Origin of the sequence: Kitasatospora sp. NPDC127067, assembly GCF_042724755.1 — a bacterium.
GTDB lineage: Bacteria > Actinomycetota > Actinomycetes > Streptomycetales > Streptomycetaceae > Kitasatospora > Kitasatospora lactacystinica.
In genome coordinates this window covers 1-17,910 of sequence record NZ_JBHXEM010000157.1, presented here as the reverse complement: position 1 = coordinate 17,910, position 17,910 = coordinate 1, and the positions used below count along the sequence as shown (strand labels likewise).

The following is a 17,910-nucleotide window of genomic DNA, read 5'->3' as shown; positions in this document are numbered from 1 at the left end:
GCAGAACGTCGGCGAGAGCGGCGAGGAGGGCCCGGAGGTCGAGGCGCACGTGGCCAACATCCTGGACCTCCAGTCGATGAAGGTCCTGAGCGAGGCCTCCGACGGCAACTGCTTCAGCCTGATCAGCTACGTCGCCGGCGCCGAGACCTCCGCCTGACCGGAGTCCGCACGCCAGGCCGGGCACGGGGCGGACGCACCGCCGCCCCCGGCCGCCGGCCGCCGAAGGCCTCCGGGGCGGTCCCGCCGGGACGGGACCGCCCCGACCCGATCCGCACCCCCGCGGGTGCCCCCGCCCGACCACGGAGGACGGCCATGGAGCCCACCCCGCTCGCCCGCAACCGGGACTTCCGGCTGCTCTGGGCCGGCGGCCTGATGGCCTCGCTCGGCTCCCAACTCGCCTCGATCGCCCTGCCGTTGCTGGTCCTGCGGGAGACCGGATCGGCCGCCCGGGCGGGCGCCGTCGGCACCGTCTCGGTCGGCGCGCTGCTGCTCACCATGCTGCCCGGCGGGGTGCTCGCCGACCGGATCGAGCGGCGCCGGCTGATGCGGATCTGCGACGTCCTCGGTCTGCTCGCGGTCGGCGCCCTGGTCGTCGCCGTACTGCATGGGCACACCCCGCTGCCGCTGGTCCTGCTGGTCGGCGCCGCCGGGGCGCTGATCACCGGCGTCCACGGGCCCGCCGCGGGCGGGCTGCTGCGCGCGGTGGTGCCCGCCGGGCAGGCCCGCGAGGCCTCCTCCCGGATGCAGGCGCGCGGCGCGGCCGCCCGGCTGATCGGACCGCTCGGCGGCGGGGCGCTGTTCGCCTGGCACCCGGTGCTGCCGTTCCTCGCCGAGGGCGTCGGACTGCTGCTGTCCACCGTCTGCGTGGCGCTGATGCGGACCCGCTCGCTGCCCGCCGCGACGAAAGGGCCGGTGCTCGGCCGGGCCGAGCTGACCGCCGGGCTGGCCTTCATCTGGCACCGTCCCTATCTGCGTACCCTGCTGCTGATCTTCGGCCTCGGGATGAACTTCGCGTTCAGCGCGCTGATGTTCGCCACCCTGGCCGTCGCCTCCGACGGCGGCCGCTCCGGCGTCGGAGGCGGCACGGTCGTCTCCTGCACCGCGGCCGGCGCCCTGGCCGGCGCGCTGCTGGCTCCCCGGCTCGGTGCCCGGGTCCGGGACGGCAGCCTGGTCGCGGTCGCCTGCTGGGCCTGCGCGCTCACCGCCGGGGTCCTGGTGCTCACCCGGGTGCCGCTGCTGATCGGACTGCTCTGCGCGGCCTGCATGTGCCTGTCCACCGTCGCCAGCATCGGCTTCGTCTCCGGCATGCTGATCGCGGCGCCGCCCGACCGGATCGGCCGGGTGCAGAGCGCGGCCGCCTTCCTGTCCACCCTGGTCCAGCCGTTCGGCCCGCTGGCCGCCGGCACCCTGCTCGGCTCGCTCGGCGGCACCCGGACCTTCGCCCTGCTGGCCGTCGCCATCGCGCTCTGCGCGGCCGTGGTCACCTGGGCGCCGCCGGTCCGGCGCGGACCGCGGCCGCACCCGGCCGTCTGAACACCGCCCGCTCCCGGAAGACTTCGGAACAGGAGGCCCCATGGCCGGCGCCCACGAGACCCAGCTGTACTGCCTCGCCGATCCGATGTACTACGACACCCCCGGGCGGCTGCGGGACGGGGCGAACCGCTACCCGTTGGGCCTCGGCGAGCCGCCCGCGGGCTGGCGGCGGGAGCAGCGCGGGCTGTGGACGGTGCTGCGGCCCGAGGCGCTGTCGGCCGACTCCCGGCTGCCGGAGCAGGGCTGGAAGCTGCACGTGTCGGCGGTGCGGGAGGGCGCCGAGCGGACGCTGGAGGCCGTCGCCCGGATCTGCCTCGACCGCCGGGTCGCGTTCAAGTTCCTGCGCGGCCCGGCGGCGCTGGCGGTGACGAACGGCAAGTTCGCGGGGCGCGGCAGCAGCGGCAAGTTCATCACCGTCTACCCGGCCACGGAGGGCGAGTTCCTCACCCTGGCCGAGGAGTTGGCGCGGGCGCTGGACGGCTTCCCCGGGCCGTACGTGCTCACCGACCTGCGGATCGGCGACGCCCCGGTGTTCGCGCGCTACGGGGCCTTCGTCGAACTGTGGTGCCAGGACGCGGCCGGGCGGGTCGTCCCGGCCCTGCGCGACCCGTCCGGCGCGCTCGTGCCCGACCCCCGCGAGCCGGCGTTCCGGCTGCCCGGGTGGGTCGAGCCGCCGGCCGCGCTGCGCCCGCACCTGGCCGCCCGGGCGGCGGCCCGCGGGCACCTGCCGTACCGGATCGTCGAGGTGCTCCGGTTCTCCAACGCCGGCGGGATCTACCTCGCCGAGCGGCACGGCACGGGGGAGCGGGTGGTGCTGCGCGAGGCCCGCCCGCACACCGGGCTGGACGGCGCCGGGGCGGACGCCCTGACCCGGCTGCGGCGCGAGCAGTGGGCGCTGGAGCGGCTGGCCGGGCTGGCGTGCGTGCCGCGGCTGCACGAGGTGCGCACGGTGTGGGAGCACACCTTCCTGGTGCAGGAGCACGTCGACGGCGTCCAGTTGTTCACCGAGGCGATCCGGCGCTACCCGCTGGTCCACCAGAACTGCACACCGGAGCAGCGCGCCCGGTACGCGCGGTGGGTGGGCGGGGTGGTGGCGGGGCTGGAACAGGCGCTCGCCGCCCTGCACGGGCGGGGCGTGCGGTTCGGGGACCTCCACCCGTCCAACGTGGTGCTCCGGCCGGACGGTTCGGTGGTGCTGGTGGACTTCGAGTACGCGGCCGGGCTGGACGACCGGCTGGTGCCGGTGGCCGGCGCGGCCGGACAGCACGTCCCGCCCGGACTGACCGGCGCCGAGGCCGACCGCTGGCTGCTCTGGGCCACCTGGCTGATGCTGCTGATGCCGGTGCTGGAACTGGCCGACCTCGACCCGGGCAAGCTCCCGGCGCTGGAGCGGCGGGCGCGCGAGTGGTTCGGACTCGGGGAGGAGGAGGGGCCGGTGCGCCCTGGAGCGGTGGCCCTGGTGGAGTCGGCGAGCGAGCGGCGCGGGCGGGAGCTGCTGGCCGGGCCCTCGCTGGACCCGGTGCGCCGGGAGCTGGTCGCGGGCCTGCACGCGGGCGCCACCCCGGACCGGCCGGACCGGCTCTTCCCCGGGGACGTGGCCGGGTTCGCCGACGGCGGTACGGGCGTGTCGCACGGCGCGGCGGGGGTGCTGTACGCGCTGCACCGCGCCGGCGCCGACTGGCCGCAGGAGTACGCGGACTGGCTGGTCGCGGCGGTGCGCCGGCGGGCCGACCGCCCCGGCACCGGCGGACTGTACGACGGGCCGCTCGGCACCGCGCTGGTGCTGGCCCGGATCGGCCGGACGGAGGAGGCGGAGGAACTGCTCGGGCGCGCCCGCACCGCCCGCCCGGCCCGGGAGGCGGGCCTGTTCGGCGGCCGGGCCGGCGCGGCGCTCGCCCGGCTGCGGCTGGCGCGGGCGCTGGACCGACCCCGGGAGCTGGCCCACGCGCTCGACGACGCACGGGAGTTGGCCGCGGTGCTGCGCGGCGAGCCGGTGCCCGGGCTGGACGAGCCGGCGGCCGCCGGGCTGCTGTACGGGCTGGCGGGGATCGCGCTGCTCCAGCTGCGGCTGTACCGGCGGACCGGCGAGCGGTGGCTGCTCGACTCCGGGCGGACCGCGCTGGAACGGGCCGTGGCCGGGTGCGTCCGGGTGCCAGACGGGTCGGTGCAGGTGCTGGAGGCCGGGCGCCGGCTGGCCTACCTGGACCGGGGCAGCAGTGGGATCGCGCTGGTGGTGCGGGAGTTCCTGGAGCACGCGGAGCTGCCGGGCGGGGAGGCCTTCCTGGCGGACGTGCGCAAGGTCTGCGCGCCCGGGTTCATCCGGGAGCCGGGCCTGTTCCGCGGGCGGGTCGGGCTGACGCTGGCGCTGGACCGGCTGGGCGGGGCGCCCGCGCGGGAGGCCGTGCTCGGGCAGGTGCGCAAGCTCCAGTGGCACCTGGTGGCCCGGCCGGAGGGGCTGCTGGTGCCGGGGATGAGGCTGCGGCGCTTCTCGGCCGATCTGCACACGGGCGCGGCGGGGGTGCTGCTGGCGCTGAGCGGGCTGGAGGAGGGGCCCGGGGAGCGGCGGGCGGACGTGCTGGACCTGCTGACCCTGGGGTGAGCGAACCGCGCGGCCGTCAGGTCGGCGCCGGCGCCCGTACGGCCGTCAGGTCGGTGCCGGCGCCCGTACGGCCTCCACCGCGCGTTCGCGGGCGTGCAGATGGGTGAGCCGGGGCAGGGCGTACAGGGCGGCGTGGGCGGTGACCTCGCCGGTGGGGGAGGTCACCGCCCCGGTGTCGGTGAGTGCCTCCAGGGTGCGCAGGGCGAGCCGCTCGGGCCGGCCGAGGGCGGCGGCGGCCTCGGGGAGGGTGAAGAGCAGGGCGAGCGGCAGGGCGGCGAGCCGGGCCAGGGCGAGCCGTCCCCGGTCGGTGAGGTCGCGCCAGCCGGAGTCCAGCCGGGCGCGGACGGTGACGTCCCCGGCGACCAGTTCGTCCAGGGCGCCCGCCGGGTCCTCCAGCCGGGCCGCGTACTCGGCGAGCGGGAGATGGCGCAGCACGGCCAGCCGGGTGCCCGCGACCCGGACGGCGAGCGGCAGCAGCCCGCAGGCGGCCACGATCCGGGCGGCGGCGGCGCGGTCGGCGCCGGTCCGGCCGGTGCCGACGATCCGGCCGAGCAGGTCCAGGGCCTCGGTGGGGGCGAGCGGCGGGACGGCGACGCGGCGCACCGAGGCGAGGCCGGCCAGCTGGCTGCGGGAGGTGACCAGCACGGCGCTCGGGCCGCAGCCCGGCAGCAGCTCGCGGACCACGGCCTCGCCCGGGGCGTCGTCCAGGATCAGCAGCAGCCGGCGCCCGGCGAGCGAGGCGCGCCAGAGGGCGGCCGCCCGGGCCGTGTCGCCGGGGCCGGGGCCGGGCTCAGGGCCGGGTTCGGGGCCTTGGGCGGGGGCGAGCCGAACGGTCCCGATGGGTGCGACGGGTGCGACGGGTGCGGCGCCCGGGCGGCCGGTGAGGACGGCGAGTTCGGCGAGCACCTCGGGCAGCGGGCGGGCGGTGCCGTCCTCGGCGCGCAGCCGGACCAGCACCCGGCCGTCCGGGAAGCGGTCGGCGAGCAGGTGGCCGGCGTGCACCGCGAGCGCGGTCTTGCCGCAGCCGGCCGGGCCGGAGAGCACCGCGACGCGCCCGCCGCCCTCACCCAACTCGTCGACGAGATGGCGCAGTTCGTCGGTTCTTCCGGTGAAGTCGGCGGTGTCGGCGGGCAGCAGTGCGGCGCCGTTCGGCCCGGCGCCGCGCTCCGGGCGGGCGGCGGTGGGCAGGGAGCGGCCGCGGGCGAGCAGCTCCCGGTAGCGGGCGGTCAGCGCGGGGCTCGGCTCCAGCCCCAACTCCCGGGCGAGCAACTGGCGGTGGGTGTCGTAGACGGCGAGCGCCTCGGCCTGGCGGCCGGACAGGTGCAGGGCGTTCATCCGGGCGGCCTGGAGGCGCTCGCGCAGCGGGTGGCGCTCGGCGAGCTCGGCGAGGTCCTCGGCGACGGCCCCGGGGTTGCCGAGTTCCAACTCGGTCTCCGCCCAGTCCTCGTGGACGCCCAGGCAGCGGGCCTCCAGCCGGTCCGCCTCCGCCTCGACGGCCGGCGAACGGCGCAGATCGGCGAGCGGCGGGCCCTGCCAGAGGTCGAGGGCCTGGCGCAGCAGCCGGGCGGCGGGGGCGAGCGCTCCGCCGTCGGCGGCGGCCCGGCCGGCCCGTGCCAGGGCGCGGAACCGCAGTAGGTCCAACTCGGGCTCGGCGACCCGCAGCAGGTAGCCGGCGGCCGAGTGCACCAGCCGGTCGGGCCCGTCCCCGCGGCCGAGCAGGGTGCGCAGGGTGCAGATGTAGACCTGGAGGTTCTTCCGGGCGGTGCGCGGCGGCTCCTCGGGCCACACCGCGTCGGTGAGCAGGTCGACCGGGACGGCGGTGTTGGCGCGGCTCAGCAGGACGGCCAGCACCAGCCGCTGCTTCAGCGGCCCGAGGGCCAGCGGGCGGCCGTCGGCCTCCCCGGTGAGCGGGCCGAGGACGGCGAAGCGCAGCCGGGCGGGGGTGGCGGGCTGGGCCAGGGGCATCGGCGTACCTCCGGGGCGTGGGCGTAGGCGTGCGCGTGGGTGCGGGCGTGGGCGTTCGCGGCAACGGTGTGGCAGGTGGCAGGTGGCAGGTGGCAGGTGGCAGGTGGCGGGGCTGCCGGCGGCGGGGCGGCCGTGGTGCGGGTGCGGGTGCGGCGGTGCGGTGTGGGCGCAGGCTACTTGACGGCCGATCGGCGCTGAAGGCCGCGGAATCGGCCGGCTCCGCTCCCCCCGGGCCCATGGCCGGGGCCCTGCGGCGGGGGGTCGACGGTGGGGTCCGTACGGCTGCGCGGTCGCCGTTCCGGCAGGTCGGCCGGGGTGGCGGGGCCCGGTCGGGCCGGGTGGACGGGCGGCCCGACCGGGGCGCCGCCGGGCGGGCGTACGGGGCGGTGGGGAAGGGCGCGTTCCGGCGGTTCTCGACCGGGGCTCCGCGCCGCGGTGAGCGCGGCCCGAGCGGGCGGCGATCCGGGCACGCGGCCGCCCGACGGCCGGTCAGGAGGCACCGGACGCGCGGCCGGGAGGTGCCGGGCGGCCGGTCGGGAGGTCCCGGGTCCGCGGTCGGGAGGTCCCGGTCGGGGCCCGGGAACTCGGGCCCAGCGGCCCCGGGCGGGCGGGCCGAAGGGCCCTGGGGTGCGGAGGGCGCCTGTTCGGATCATGGAGCGCCATCCATTCGCACGACGTTCCGAAGGAGTGCGTCCTTGAGCGCCACCCAGGCACAGGGCGACCCCACCTCACCGCCAACGGCCCTCCCAGCAGGGACGGCCAGGGCCAGGAGGCCCGGTTCGGCCCTGGTCAGACTGCTGACCACCACCGACCACAAGACGATCGGCACCATGTACCTGGTGTCGTCGTTCGCGTTCTTCCTGATCGGCGGCATCCTCGCCCTGGTCATGCGCGCCGAACTCGCCCGGCCCGGAACGCAGATCCTCTCCAACGAGCAGTTCAACCAGGCCTTCACCATGCACGGCTCGGTGATGCTGCTGCTGTTCGCCATGCCGCTGTTCACCGGCTTCGCCAACTGGATCATGCCGCTCCAGATCGGCGCGCCGGACGTCGCCTTCCCGCGCCTGAACATGCTGTCCTACTGGCTGTTCATGTTCGGCTCGCTGATCGCCGCGGCCGGCTTCGCGACCCCGCAGGGCGCCGCCGACTTCGGCTGGTTCCTCTACGCGCCGCTGTCCGACGCGATCCACTCGCCCGGCGTCGGCGCCGACATGTGGATCATGGGCGTGACGCTGTCCGGCTTCGGCAGCATCTTCGGCGCCGTCAACTTCATCACCACCATCATCTGCATGCGCGCTCCGGGCATGACCATGTTCCGGATGTCCATCTTCTGCTGGAACGTGCTGCTCACCTCGGTGCTGGTGCTGCTGGTCTTCCCGGTGCTGGCCGCCGCGCTGCTGGCGCTGGAGTGCGACCGCAAGTTCGGCTCCCACGTCTTCGACCCGGCCAACGGCGGGGCGATGCTCTGGCAACACCTGTTCTGGTTCTTCGGGCATCCCGAGGTGTACATCCTGGCGCTGCCGTTCTTCGGGATCGTCTCCGAGGTCATCCCGGTGTTCAGCCGCAAGCCGATGTTCGGCTACTCCGGCCTGATCGCCGCGACGGTGGCCATCGCGGGCCTTTCGGTGACGGTGTGGGCGCACCACATGTACGTCACAGGGCAGGTGTTGCTGCCGTTCTTCTCGTTCATGACCTTCCTGATCGCCGTTCCGACCGGGGTGAAGTTCTTCAACTGGGTCGGCACCATGTGGCGCGGCTCGCTGAGCTTCGAGACACCGATGCTCTGGACGGTCGGCTTCCTGGTCACCTTCCTGTTCGGCGGCCTGACCGGCGTGCTGCTCGCGGCCCCGCCGATCGACTTCCACGTCTCCGACTCGTACTTCGTGGTCGCCCACTTCCACTACACGCTGTTCGGCACCGTGGTCTACGCGATGTTCGCCGGCTTCCACTTCTGGTGGCCGAAGATGACCGGCAAGAAGCTCGACGAGCGGCTCGGCCGGATCACCTTCTGGACCCTGACGGTCGGCTTCCACGCGACCTTCCTGGTCCAGCACTGGCTGGGCGCCGAGGGCATGCCGCGCCGGTACGCGGACTACCTGGACTCGGACGGCTTCACCACCCTGAACACCTTCTCCACCATCGGCTCGTTCCTGCTCGGCCTGTCGATCCTGCCGTTCCTCTACAACATCTGGAAGACCGCCAAGTACGGCGAGAAGGTCACCGAGGACGACCCGTGGGGCTGGGGCCGCTCGTTGGAGTGGGCCACCTCCTGCCCGCCGCCGCGGCACAACTTCGTCAAGCTGCCGCGGATCCGCTCCGAATCCCCGGCCTTCGACCTCCACCACCCGGACATCGCGGCCATGGACGTCCTGGCGCACAGCGGGAAGCCCGCCACGCACCTGGGCGACGTGGAGCCGACGAAGTACGACCGGCCGCTGAGCCGGGCGGACCGGGCGGCCGCCGCCGTCGCGGTCAAGGCCCCGCCCTCCGAGGCCGCCGCGTCCACCGATTCACCCTCCTCGGGCGGCTGAGCCCCGCCCCTCGAACGCCGTCCCCGCCCGCGTCGCTGCCCCCGGGCGGGCGGGGACGGCCCATCCCTCCGCTTCTCCCCTCCTCACCCCTTCGTGACCAGGAAGGCCGGGTCGTGAACCACACCGTTCTCGCCATCGGCACCGCCGCCCTCACCGCGAGCGGCTGTGTCTGGTACCTGCCCGCCATCGCCGACCTCCAGGCCGGCGCCGACCGGCCCCGTTCCACCCGTACGGCCGCCGCGGCGTGCGTGCTGTGGTGGGCCGGGCTCGCGCTCGCGGGCGGGCTGCTGCTCGTCGTGCCGGACTGGCGGCCCGCCGCACAGATCGCGCTCGCCGGACTGGTCGGCGGCACGGCGCTGCGGCTGCGGGCCCTGTGGGACCGCCGCCGGGAGGTGAAGGAGACCGCGGCCCGCTGGGCCGCCCTGGACGTGGGGCCCGCCCCGCGCTCCCACCGGCCGCCGGCCCTGGCCCTGGCCGGGTGGCTGGTGGTCGGCGCGGCCGTCGCCTCGCTCGGGGCGGTCGCCATCCTGGTGTCCGGCGGCGGCGAGGTCGTGCCCCGGGTGGTGCTCGCGGCGGTCAGCGGCGCGGGCATCGCGCTCGCCTTCCTGCTGATGGGGCTCGGGAACGTACGGCGGCAGGGGCGCTGAGGACGCTTCCGCCGGCGCGCCTCCCGAGCGGCCCGGCGGACCGGAAGAGACCCGCGGGACCGGCCCCGGCCCGGCCCGGGCCGTGTGGCCCGGCCGGAATGGGGCCGTTGGGCCCTGGGGCCGCGGCCGGGTCCGGGGGATGATGCCCTGGGCCCCGCTGGGAGTGTGCGGGGGTGCGACGAAGGTGGAGCCGCGTGATGGCGACCAAGACGGAGGGTGCCGGGGCCCCGGCGCCGGTCCGGGTGTTCCTGCTGGACGACCACGAGGTGGTGCGCCGCGGGGTGCACGACCTGCTGGACTGCGAGCCGGACCTGGAAGTGGTCGGGGAGGCGGCGACGGCCGAGCAGGCGCTCGTCCGGGTGCCCGCGCTGCGGCCCGACGTGGCCGTGCTGGACGTCCGGCTGGGCGACGGTGACGGCGTCTCGGTCTGCCGTGAGCTGCGCTCGCGGATGCCCGGGCTGGCCTGCCTGATGCTGACCTCCTTCGACGACGAGGAGGCCCTGCTGGACGCCGTGATGGCGGGCGCCGCCGGGTACGTGCTCAAGCAGATCAGCGGGACCGACCTGGTCGCCGCCGTCCGCACCGTCGCCTCCGGCCGCTCGATGCTCGACCCCGGCGCCGCGACCCGCCTCCTGAACCGCCTGCGCAGCGACGCCGAACCCGCCCAGCCGGTCACCACCGGACCGGGCCTGACCGCGCGCGAGCAGGAGGTCCTCGAACTCATCGGCGAGGGCCTGACCAACCGGCAGATCGGCGAGCGGCTCTACCTCGCAGAGAAGACCGTCAAGAACCACGTGTCGCGGCTGCTCGCCAAGCTCGGCGTCGAGCGGCGGGTGCAGGCCGCCCTGATCGCCACCGAGCTGCGCCAGGCCTCCGCGGCCGCGCAGCCCTCCGTGCTGCGCACCGGCCGGGGCTGAGCCCGGCCGTTCGGCACTGTCGGTGCCCGTTCGGTGCGGTGCAGTGCCGTTCGGGGCCGAACGATCCTTCGGCCCCGGGCCCCGGGCCTGGGGCCCGGGGCCGACGGCCCGCCGGGCGGGGCTCTCGCCGGGCCCGGCCGGGACCATCGGCCCTCGCGGCCCGGCCCGGGCCCGGGCGAGCATCGCTCGCATGAACCGCGACCACGTCCCGTCCCCCCGGCCCGTCCCGTACGACCCGCCCGGTCCGTTCGACCGGCCCGTCCCGGCCGTCGCGTACGACGGCCCCGCTCCGTTCGACCGGCCCGTTCCGTCCGGCCGCCCTGTTCCGCAGGACCGGCCCGACCTGCCGGAACTGCGCGAACTCGACCGGAAGCGGTCGCTGGAGCTGCTGGCCCGGGCCGACGTCGGCCGGGTGGTCTACACCGTCGACGCCCTCCCGGCCGTCCTGCCGGTGCCGTTCCGGCTGGGCCCCGGCGGTGTGCTGCTCTCGGCACCGGCCGGCTCCGAACTGGCCCGGGCGGTGGACGGCGCGGTGATCGCCTTCGAGGCCGACGAGGTGGACGGCCGGGACGGCTCCGGCTGGTTCGTCACCGTCCTCGGCCGCGCGCAGGTCCGCCCGGCGGCCAGGACGGCCGATCCGGGCGGCACGGTCCGCATCCGCATCCGCCCGGAACTGGTCATCGGCCGGTGCCTGGCCTGAGCCGGCGGCCCCGAGGCGTCCTCATGGCCCCAGCAACGCCAGGGCGGTGCGCAGGAGTTCGGCGTCCGCCGCGGCGTCCGCGGTGCCGGCCAGGCCGGAGCGGAAGAGCGAGGCGCCCTCGATCAGCATGACGAACACCTGGGCGCGGGCGTGCCGTTCCTCCTCCGTCAGGGTTGGTTGGCGTTCGGCGAGGAAGCAGGCGACCAGCTCCTGGTAGCGGTCGTAGAAGGCCCGGACGGTGGCGGCCACCGAGGGGTCGCGGGCGGCCAGCGCCCACAGCTCGGCGAACAGGCGGACCAGGCGCACGTCCTGTTGCTCGGCGAGCAGTTCGCCGAGCAGGGCGTCCTCGTCGCGGCCCGGGTCGAGCAGCGGCGCGAGCCGTTCCACCGAGCGGGCGAGGACGCGCTCCAGCACGGCGGCCACCAGCTCGGCGTGGGTCGGGAAGTAGTGCTGGAGGTGGCCGAGGCGGACGCCCGCGGCGGCGGCCACCGCTCGCATGGACAGTTCGGTGCCGCCCGCGGTGACGAGCAACTCCTCCGCGGTGTCCAGCAGTTGCTCCCGCCGCTGGGCGCCCTTGCCGCTCAGGCCCCGGACGCTGCTCATGCCGCCGCCGCCGTGCCGCGCCGCCCGTCGGCCCCGGTGGCCGTGACGGTGACGGTGACGCCCAGGGCCGCCAGGTCCTCCAGGACCTGCCCGGGGCGCGGGGTCTGCTCGGGGAAGGCCACCCCGGCGGGCGGCGGGGCGCCGTCCGTGCCGAGCGCCCGGCGCAGCGCCAGCAGGGCGCCGACGGCGGTGAGCCGGGCCTGGCCGCCCCGGTCCTCGACGGTGGCGGTGAGGGCGCGTCCGCCGGAGGCGACGTCGGTGCGCAGCAGGGCGGTGCCGCCCTCGCCGGGGGAGTGGAGCAGGGCGCGGCGGGCCGGCTCCCAGCGGTCGCCGCGGCCCCAGCGGAAGAAGCCGGCGTGCCGGGCCGCGAGCAGGGCGGTGGTGGAGGAGCGGGAGCTGAAGCCGATCCGGGTGGCGGCGGTGGTGGCGCCCAGCGTGAGCGGGAGGGTGAACTGCTCGGGGGTGTCGATCCCGGCGACCAGGGTCGGGGTGTCGCCGATGCGGACGGTCCGCGGGCGGCTGAGCGGGGCGACGGAGCGGCGCCGGCCGTCCTCGATCACCTCGTAGTCGAGTCCCAGGCGGTCCATGAACTCCACCGAGTCGGCGCCGGCCCGGTCCGCGAGGTCCCAGCGGATGGCGGTCTCGATCCGCTCGGCCCCGCCCAGCCGGTCCGCCAGGGCGGCGGCGACCAGGCTGGTCACCCCGCCCATCCAGGCCGAGGAGAGCAGCACCGGGGCGGTCGGGCGCAGCAGGGCGGCGAGCGTGGCCGCGCGCTGGAGCCGGGCGGTCCAGCGGGTGACGTCCACGTACGGGACGCCCGCGCGGACGGCGGCCCGCAGCACCCGGTCGTCCGGGTCGTTGACCACCCCGACCACGGCCCGTACGGCGGCGGTGAACGGCTCGGGGTCGGCGAGGTCCCAGCGGCGGACGGTGGTGTCGTCCAGTTCGGCGGCGAGGGCGGCGCCGCGCTGCTCGGAACGGCCGGTGAGCAGCAACGGCCAGGTGGGGGAGGCGAGTCGGGCGAGTTCGCCGCCCACGGTGCCGTAGCCGCCGACCAGCAGGACGGGGCCGTCGGGGTTGTGGCTGAGGCGGTCCGAGGGGAAGGTGGGGTGCGGGGAGAGTTCTGGGACGGATGTGGGGCTCATGGAGACAAATATAGGTCGACCGACCTAAAATTTTCGTCATGACGTACTCCGATTCCCCCGAACAGACCTTTGACCTGCGTTCCTTCGACAGCGGCCACGGCCGCCTCGCCTACCTCGACGCCGGTACGGGCGAACCCCTGGTGCTGCTGCACGGCGGCCTGCTGGACCGCCGGAGCTGGGCCGACCAACTCCCCGCCCTGCTGCCCGAATACCGGGTGATCGCCCCGGACACCCGCGGCCACGGCGCCTCCGACAACGCCGGCCGGCCCTTCCGCCCCGCCGACGACCTGGCGGACCTGCTGCGCCACCTCGGCCTGGGCCCGGTGACCGTGATCGGGCTCTCCATGGGCGGGACGATCGCCCTCGACCTCGCCCTCGAACACCCCGAGCTGGTCCGCGCGCTGGTGATCAGCGGCAACGGCACCAGCGAATCCGAGTTCACCGACCCGTGGCTCGGCGAACTCGCCGCCCACCAGACCGCCGCGCTCGCCGAGGGCGACGCCGAGGCCTGGCTCGACTCCTTCACCAGCCTCGCCTCCGGGCCGCACCGCCGCCTGGACGAGGTCGACCCGGAGGTGGTGCGCCGGCTCAAGGAGATGACCCGGAGCACCGTCGCCAAGCACACCCCCGACGAGCCCCAGTACCTGGTGCCGGTGACCGACACCTGGAAGCGGCTCACCGGGATCACCGTCCCGCTGCTGGCGATCAACGGCGGCATCGACTCCGTGGACCACATCAACCTGGCCGAACGGGTCGTGCGCACCGTCGTCGAAGGCCGCGCGGTGATCGTCGAGGGCACCGGGCACTACCCCAACATGGAACGGCCGGAGGAGTTCAACAGCCACCTCCTCGGCTTCCTGCGCACCCTGCCCACCCTGCGCGGCTGACGGCTGACGGCTGACGGCTGACGGCTGACGGGAGGCGGGTGGCGGGAGGCCCTCAGGACCCGATCGGGGCCTCCCAGACCAGCCGGGTGCCGCCGCCCTCGGCCGGGTCGACGGTGAAGGAGCCGCCGACCCGGTCGGCGCGCTCGGCCAGGTTGCGCAGCCCGCTGCGCCGCCCGCCCTCGGGCACGCCGACGCCGTCGTCCGTCACGCTCAGCGCCACCCGCCCGGCCAGGGCGCGCAGCGTCACCTCGACCCGGGACGCCTTGGCGTGCCGGGCGGCGTTGCTGAGCGCCTCGGCGAGGACCGCGACCACGTGCCCGGCCAGCTCCTGCGGCACGTCGGTGTCCAGCAGGCCCTCCATGCTCAGCCGGGGCGGGAAGCCGAGCGGACCCTGGGCGTCGGTGACCACCCGGGTGGCGCGGGCGCGCAGGCCGCGGTCCGGCTCGCTGTGGGCGCGCAGACCGAAGATGGTCGAGCGAATGATCTTGATGGTCTCGTCCAGGTCGGCCACCGCCCGGGCCACCCGGTCCGCCGCGGCCTGGCTCTCGATCAGCCGGCCCGCGCTCTGCAGCGTCATCCCGGTCGCGAAGAGCCGCTGGATCGCCAGGTCGTGCAGGTCCCGGGCGATCCGGTCGCGGTCCTCCAACAGGTTCAACTGCTCGGCGTCACGCCGCCGTTCGGCCAGCTCCAGGGCCAGCGCCGCCTGGTCGGCGAAGCCCAGCAGCGGACCGGTCTCCTCCGGCCCGAACGCCGGCTGCCCCTGCGCCCGGGCCAGCAGCAGCACGCCCCGCCCGTACCCGGCACCCGTACCCAGCGGCACCGCCACCGCCGCGCCCAGCCCGTCGAAGCGGCCCGCCGGACCGGCCGGGAAACGGGTGTCGCAGGCCAGCTCGTCACTGGTGGCCGGCGAGCCGGAGGCGTACGCGGCGCCCGACAGCGTGCCGTCCACCGGAACCGTCACCCCCAGCCGCGCGGACGGCGTGCCACCCAGCGCGACCTCCACCGTCAACTCCTCGGCCCGCTCCTCCGGACCGGCCAGCGCCACCGAGACGTCCGCCAGCTCGGCGCCCGAGATCTCCCGCGCCCGACGGGCGATCAGCTCGACCACCTCCAGCCGCGGCGCCCCCGACAGCAGACTGCGGGTGATCTCGGTGCTCGCCCGAAGCCAGCGCTGACGCAGCTGCGCCTCCTCGTACAGCCGGGCGTTGTCGATCGCCACACCGGCCGCGACCGCGAGGGTGGAGATCACCGCCTCGTCGTCCTCGTCGAAGTCCAGCCCACCGCGCTTGTCCGTCAGGTAGAGGTTGCCGAACACCTCGCCGTGCACCCGCACCGGCACCCCCAGGAAGGTGTGCATCGGCGGGTGGTTCGACGGGAAGCCCACCGAGGCCGGGTGGTCGGACAGCACCGGGCAGCGCAGCGGCCGCGGCTCGCGGATCAGCTCGCCCAGGATGCCCCGGCCCGACGGCGGCGGGCCGATCTCGGCGATCTCCTCCTCCGTCAGGCCCACCGTCAGGAACTGCGACAGCGTGTGCCCGTCCGGCCCGATCACCCCGAGCGCCCCGTACCGGGCGTCCACCAGATCGGCGGCGGCCTCCACGATCCGGTGGAGCGCCTGCGCCAGATCCAGCTCCCGCCCGACCGCCAGCACCGCCTCCAACAGGCTGTGCACCCGGTTCTGGGTGCCGCGCGCCGCGTCGATCCGCCACTGGAGCTCCTCCAGCAGCTCGTCCAGGCGCAGCCGTGGCATCCGCGCGCCGCCACCCGCCGCGCTGCCGTCCGCTCCGCCCACCGCTGTCCTCCTCGTCGTGCTGCCCTGACCGGCCCGTCCACCGTCCGGACGCGCCCCGTCCGCCCCGCGGACGGCCGCTCCCACCGCCCGACCCGACTCGGGTGCCGTCCGACCAGCGGGATTGCCGTGTTCACGGTAGTGCCCCGGTGTCGGTGGTGGGGACGGCGGGGTCGGCCGTAGGCTCCGTCGGGCGGGCCTTTCGTCCCGCCGCGCAGGGTCCTGAGGCCTCTGCCGCCGGGCCGCGCGTCGCTGCCAGGGTGGGGGAGGAGCGGACGGGGCGTCAGAGCACACCGCGGCCCGCACCGAACCGCCGAGCGTCGACGACCTGTCGACAGTGTGGAGGAACAGTCATGACGTCAACCGTGCTGGCCGGGGTCGACGGATCGCCGCAGAGCGCCGCGGCCGCCCACTGGGCCGCCGCCGAGGCGGTGCGCCGGGGCGCCTCGCTGCGCCTGGTGCACGCCTGGCCGTGGCTGACCGACGGCGTGTCCTCCTTCGCCGAGGCGGACGACCTGCCCGAGGCCGTCCGTCGCACCCTCGCCGAGGCCGCCGAGGACATCCGCGCCCTGCACCCCGACCTGGCCGTGGAGACCGACGCCGTCCTGGACGCACCGGTGGACGGCCTGCTGGCCGCCGCCGCGGAGGCGGAGCTGCTGGTGCTCGGCTCGCGCGGCCGCGGCGGCTTCACCGGCCTGCTGCTGGGCTCGGTCAGCATGTCGGTGGCCGGGCGCAGCACCGTGCCGCTGGTCGTGGTGCGCGAGGAGGGCGAGGCCGCCGCGGGCGAGGTGGTGGTCGGCGTCGACGCCCACACCCCCGAGACCGAGGTGCTCGACTTCGCCTTCCGCGAGGCAGCCCTGCGCGGCGCCCGGGTCCGGGCGGTGCACGGCTGGGAGCTGCCGCCGGTGTTCGGCTACGCGGGCGGCGCCGTCCCGGCGGCCGAGCTCGCCCAGCTGGAGGCGCTGGAGGCCAAGCTGCTCTCGCTCGCCCTGGCCGGTCCGCGCGAGCAGCACCCGGAGGTGGAGGTGGTCGAGGACGTGCAGATCGGCGCCGCCCGCGCCCTGGTCGAGGTCTCCGCCGGCGCCGCGCTGGTCGTGGTCGGCCGGGGCCGCCGCCCGGTCGAGTTCGGGCCCCGGCTCGGCCGGGTCGCGCACGCCGTCCTGCACCACGCCGAGGCCCCCGTCGCGGTCGTCCCGCACGGGTGATGGACGGCCCGTCCGGTGGATCCGCCCCCGTCCCGATCCACCGGACGGGCCCGACGGCTTCCCGCCCGGGCCTCCCGAGCGGGAGGCCCCGGCCCGGCGGCCGCGAGGACGGGTCCAAGGGCCCTGTCCCCGGACCGGTCGGGGCGCGCACGCTCGTAAGCAGCGGGACCCGCGGGCCCCGTGCAGCCGAACCCCGCGGTTGAAGCCGAAGCCTCGCGGTTGAAGGAGTGGATCGCCATGACGCTCGACCCGGCTCTCACCCAGATGCTCAGCGCGGCCGACCTGCGCCTGCTCGCCGCGGCCGGCGGCGCGGCGCCCTCGCTGCACAACAGCCAGCCCTGGCGCTTCGCGCCGACCCCGGACGGGCGCGGGCTCGCCGTGCACGCCGAGACCGGGCGTTCCGTACCCCTGGCCGACCCGGTCGGCGCCGCGGTGCACATCGCGGTCGGCGCGGCCGTGTTCAACCTGCGGGTGGCGGCCGGGCGGCTGGACCGGGAACCGCAGGTCCGGTTGCTGCCGGAGGCCGCCGAGCCCGGCCTGCTCGCCGTGCTCGACCTCTCCCGGCCGGCCGTCGAGGAGACGCCCTTCGGCCGCGACCTCTACCCCGCGATCGCCGCCCGGCACTCCAGCCGCGAGCCCTTCACCCAGCGCGACGTCCCCGAGGCGGTGATCGGCGAGCTGATGGCCGCCGCCCGCGAGGAGGGCGTCGCGCTCGCCGCACTGGAGGAGGACGGCGTACGGCGGGTGCAGGCGCTGACCGCCGAGGCCGAGCGCCGCATCGCCGCCGACCCGGCCCGCGTCGCCGAGTCCCGCGCCTGGCTGCGGTCCGACGACGGCACCGCCGAGGACGGCATCCCGCAGGCCGCGCTCGGCCCGCAGGACCACGACGCCCGGGTGCCGATGCGCGAGTTCGCCGGCCGTCCGCCGGAGGCGCTCGCGCAGCCCTCCCGGCGGTTCGAGGCGCTGCCCCAGCTGTGCACCCTCACCACTCCCGGCGACGGCCCGCTGGACTGGCTGCGCACCGGGCAGGCGCTGGAGCGGGTCTGGCTGCTGGCCACGGTGCACGGCGTCCGGCTGACCATTTGGCACCAGGCGATCGAGTGGCCGGACATTCGCTGGGCGCTGCGCGACCCGGCCGCCGGTCCGGGCCACGTCCAGTTGGTGCTGCGGGCCGGCTACGGCCCGCCCGGTGCGGCGACCCCGCGGCGGACGGTGGAGGAGACGCTCGGGGAGCGTCCCGCCTGAGCCGAGCGTCCTTCCCGGATCGCCTCCCCGGCCCCGGGGGGCCCCATCCCGGGGGGGGGGGGGCCCCCGGGGGGGGGGGGGCCGGGCGGGCGGGGGGTGGGGGGCGGGGCGGGGCGGGGGGGCGGGGCGCCGCGGCGGCGGGTG

At 76.4% G+C, this 17,910-nt stretch carries 13 protein-coding genes; 9 read left to right on the top strand and 4 right to left on the bottom strand.

Annotated elements, in window-relative coordinates; all coding sequences use genetic code 11:
* Positions 1-312: 312 nt before the first annotated feature.
* Positions 313-1,533, top strand: coding sequence for an MFS transporter (locus ACFWJ4_RS36700; RefSeq protein WP_380552407.1), 1,221 nt, complete (start codon positions 313-315; stop codon positions 1,531-1,533).
* 40 nt (positions 1,534-1,573) lie between these two features.
* Positions 1,574-4,132 carry a class III lanthionine synthetase LanKC gene (gene lanKC / locus ACFWJ4_RS36695; RefSeq protein ID WP_380552404.1) on the top strand — a complete coding sequence of 853 codons (2,559 nt, stop codon included), beginning with the start codon at positions 1,574-1,576 and terminating at the stop codon, positions 4,130-4,132.
* A gap of 45 nt (positions 4,133-4,177) precedes the next feature.
* Here the strand turns inward: lanKC and ACFWJ4_RS36690 are convergent, their stop codons facing one another.
* The gene (locus ACFWJ4_RS36690; protein WP_380552401.1) at positions 4,178-6,097 is read right to left on the bottom strand and encodes a BTAD domain-containing putative transcriptional regulator; all 1,920 of its coding nucleotides are present in this window, start codon (positions 6,095-6,097) and stop codon (positions 4,178-4,180) included.
* Between the two features lie 695 nt (positions 6,098-6,792).
* Between ACFWJ4_RS36690 and ctaD the strand changes: the two genes are divergently transcribed.
* From ctaD to ACFWJ4_RS36670, 4 genes are all read left to right on the top strand, one after another.
* Positions 6,793-8,628, top strand: a complete 1,836-nt coding sequence (ctaD, locus tag ACFWJ4_RS36685; RefSeq protein WP_380552398.1) for a cytochrome c oxidase subunit I — start codon at positions 6,793-6,795, stop codon at positions 8,626-8,628.
* Between the two features lie 113 nt (positions 8,629-8,741).
* The gene (locus ACFWJ4_RS36680; protein WP_380552395.1) at positions 8,742-9,275 is read left to right on the top strand and encodes a hypothetical protein; all 534 of its coding nucleotides are present in this window, start codon (positions 8,742-8,744) and stop codon (positions 9,273-9,275) included.
* Between the two features lie 197 nt (positions 9,276-9,472).
* Complete coding sequence (locus ACFWJ4_RS36675; protein WP_359900914.1) at positions 9,473-10,192, top strand: response regulator transcription factor; 720 nt, start codon at positions 9,473-9,475, stop codon at positions 10,190-10,192.
* Between the two features lie 343 nt (positions 10,193-10,535).
* Positions 10,536-10,892 (top strand): pyridoxamine 5'-phosphate oxidase family protein, encoded by a 357-nt coding sequence (locus ACFWJ4_RS36670; RefSeq protein ID WP_380552413.1) that lies wholly within the window; start codon positions 10,536-10,538, stop codon positions 10,890-10,892.
* 21 nt (positions 10,893-10,913) lie between these two features.
* Here ACFWJ4_RS36670 and ACFWJ4_RS36665 read toward each other — a convergent pair whose 3' ends face one another.
* Together ACFWJ4_RS36665 and ACFWJ4_RS36660 are read right to left on the bottom strand one after the other, a co-directional pair.
* Positions 10,914-11,495 carry a TetR/AcrR family transcriptional regulator gene (locus ACFWJ4_RS36665; RefSeq protein ID WP_380552392.1) on the bottom strand — a complete coding sequence of 194 codons (582 nt, stop codon included), beginning with the start codon at positions 11,493-11,495 and terminating at the stop codon, positions 10,914-10,916.
* The gene (locus tag ACFWJ4_RS36660; RefSeq protein ID WP_380552389.1) at positions 11,492-12,640 is read right to left on the bottom strand and encodes a saccharopine dehydrogenase; all 1,149 of its coding nucleotides are present in this window, start codon (positions 12,638-12,640) and stop codon (positions 11,492-11,494) included. Before ACFWJ4_RS36660 ends, ACFWJ4_RS36665 begins: the two co-directional genes overlap by 4 nt.
* Before the next feature lie 38 nt (positions 12,641-12,678).
* Between ACFWJ4_RS36660 and ACFWJ4_RS36655 the strand changes: the two genes are divergently transcribed.
* The gene (locus tag ACFWJ4_RS36655) at positions 12,679-13,527 is read left to right on the top strand and encodes an alpha/beta fold hydrolase (protein WP_380552386.1); all 849 of its coding nucleotides are present in this window, start codon (positions 12,679-12,681) and stop codon (positions 13,525-13,527) included.
* Positions 13,528-13,579: 52 nt separating this feature from the next.
* Here the strand turns inward: ACFWJ4_RS36655 and ACFWJ4_RS36650 are convergent, their stop codons facing one another.
* Positions 13,580-15,277, bottom strand: a complete 1,698-nt coding sequence (locus ACFWJ4_RS36650) for a GAF domain-containing protein (protein WP_380552410.1) — start codon at positions 15,275-15,277, stop codon at positions 13,580-13,582.
* Between the two features lie 392 nt (positions 15,278-15,669).
* Between ACFWJ4_RS36650 and ACFWJ4_RS36645 the strand changes: the two genes are divergently transcribed.
* Positions 15,670-16,521 (top strand): universal stress protein, encoded by an 852-nt coding sequence (locus ACFWJ4_RS36645; protein ID WP_380552383.1) that lies wholly within the window; start codon positions 15,670-15,672, stop codon positions 16,519-16,521.
* Positions 16,522-16,758: 237 nt separating this feature from the next.
* On the top strand, positions 16,759-17,766 hold the full coding sequence (locus ACFWJ4_RS36640) for an Acg family FMN-binding oxidoreductase (RefSeq protein ID WP_380552380.1): 1,008 nt from the start codon (positions 16,759-16,761) through the stop codon (positions 17,764-17,766).
* Positions 17,767-17,910: the final 144 nt, after the last annotated feature.

Coding starts and splice junctions, on each gene's coding strand:
- ACFWJ4_RS36700 (WP_380552407.1), top strand. CDS start 313: ATGGAGCCCACCCCGCTCGCCCGCAACCGGGACTTCCGGCTGCTCTGG.
- ACFWJ4_RS36650 (WP_380552410.1), bottom strand. CDS start 15,277: ATGCCACGGCTGCGCCTGGACGAGCTGCTGGAGGAGCTCCAGTGGCGG.
- ACFWJ4_RS36690 (WP_380552401.1), bottom strand. CDS start 6,097: ATGCCCCTGGCCCAGCCCGCCACCCCCGCCCGGCTGCGCTTCGCCGTC.
- ACFWJ4_RS36665 (WP_380552392.1), bottom strand. CDS start 11,495: ATGAGCAGCGTCCGGGGCCTGAGCGGCAAGGGCGCCCAGCGGCGGGAG.
- ACFWJ4_RS36660 (WP_380552389.1), bottom strand. CDS start 12,640: ATGAGCCCCACATCCGTCCCAGAACTCTCCCCGCACCCCACCTTCCCC.
- lanKC (WP_380552404.1), top strand. CDS start 1,574: ATGGCCGGCGCCCACGAGACCCAGCTGTACTGCCTCGCCGATCCGATG.
- ACFWJ4_RS36675 (WP_359900914.1), top strand. CDS start 9,473: ATGGCGACCAAGACGGAGGGTGCCGGGGCCCCGGCGCCGGTCCGGGTG.
- ACFWJ4_RS36640 (WP_380552380.1), top strand. CDS start 16,759: ATGACGCTCGACCCGGCTCTCACCCAGATGCTCAGCGCGGCCGACCTG.
- ACFWJ4_RS36645 (WP_380552383.1), top strand. CDS start 15,670: ATGACGTCAACCGTGCTGGCCGGGGTCGACGGATCGCCGCAGAGCGCC.
- ACFWJ4_RS36655 (WP_380552386.1), top strand. CDS start 12,679: ATGACGTACTCCGATTCCCCCGAACAGACCTTTGACCTGCGTTCCTTC.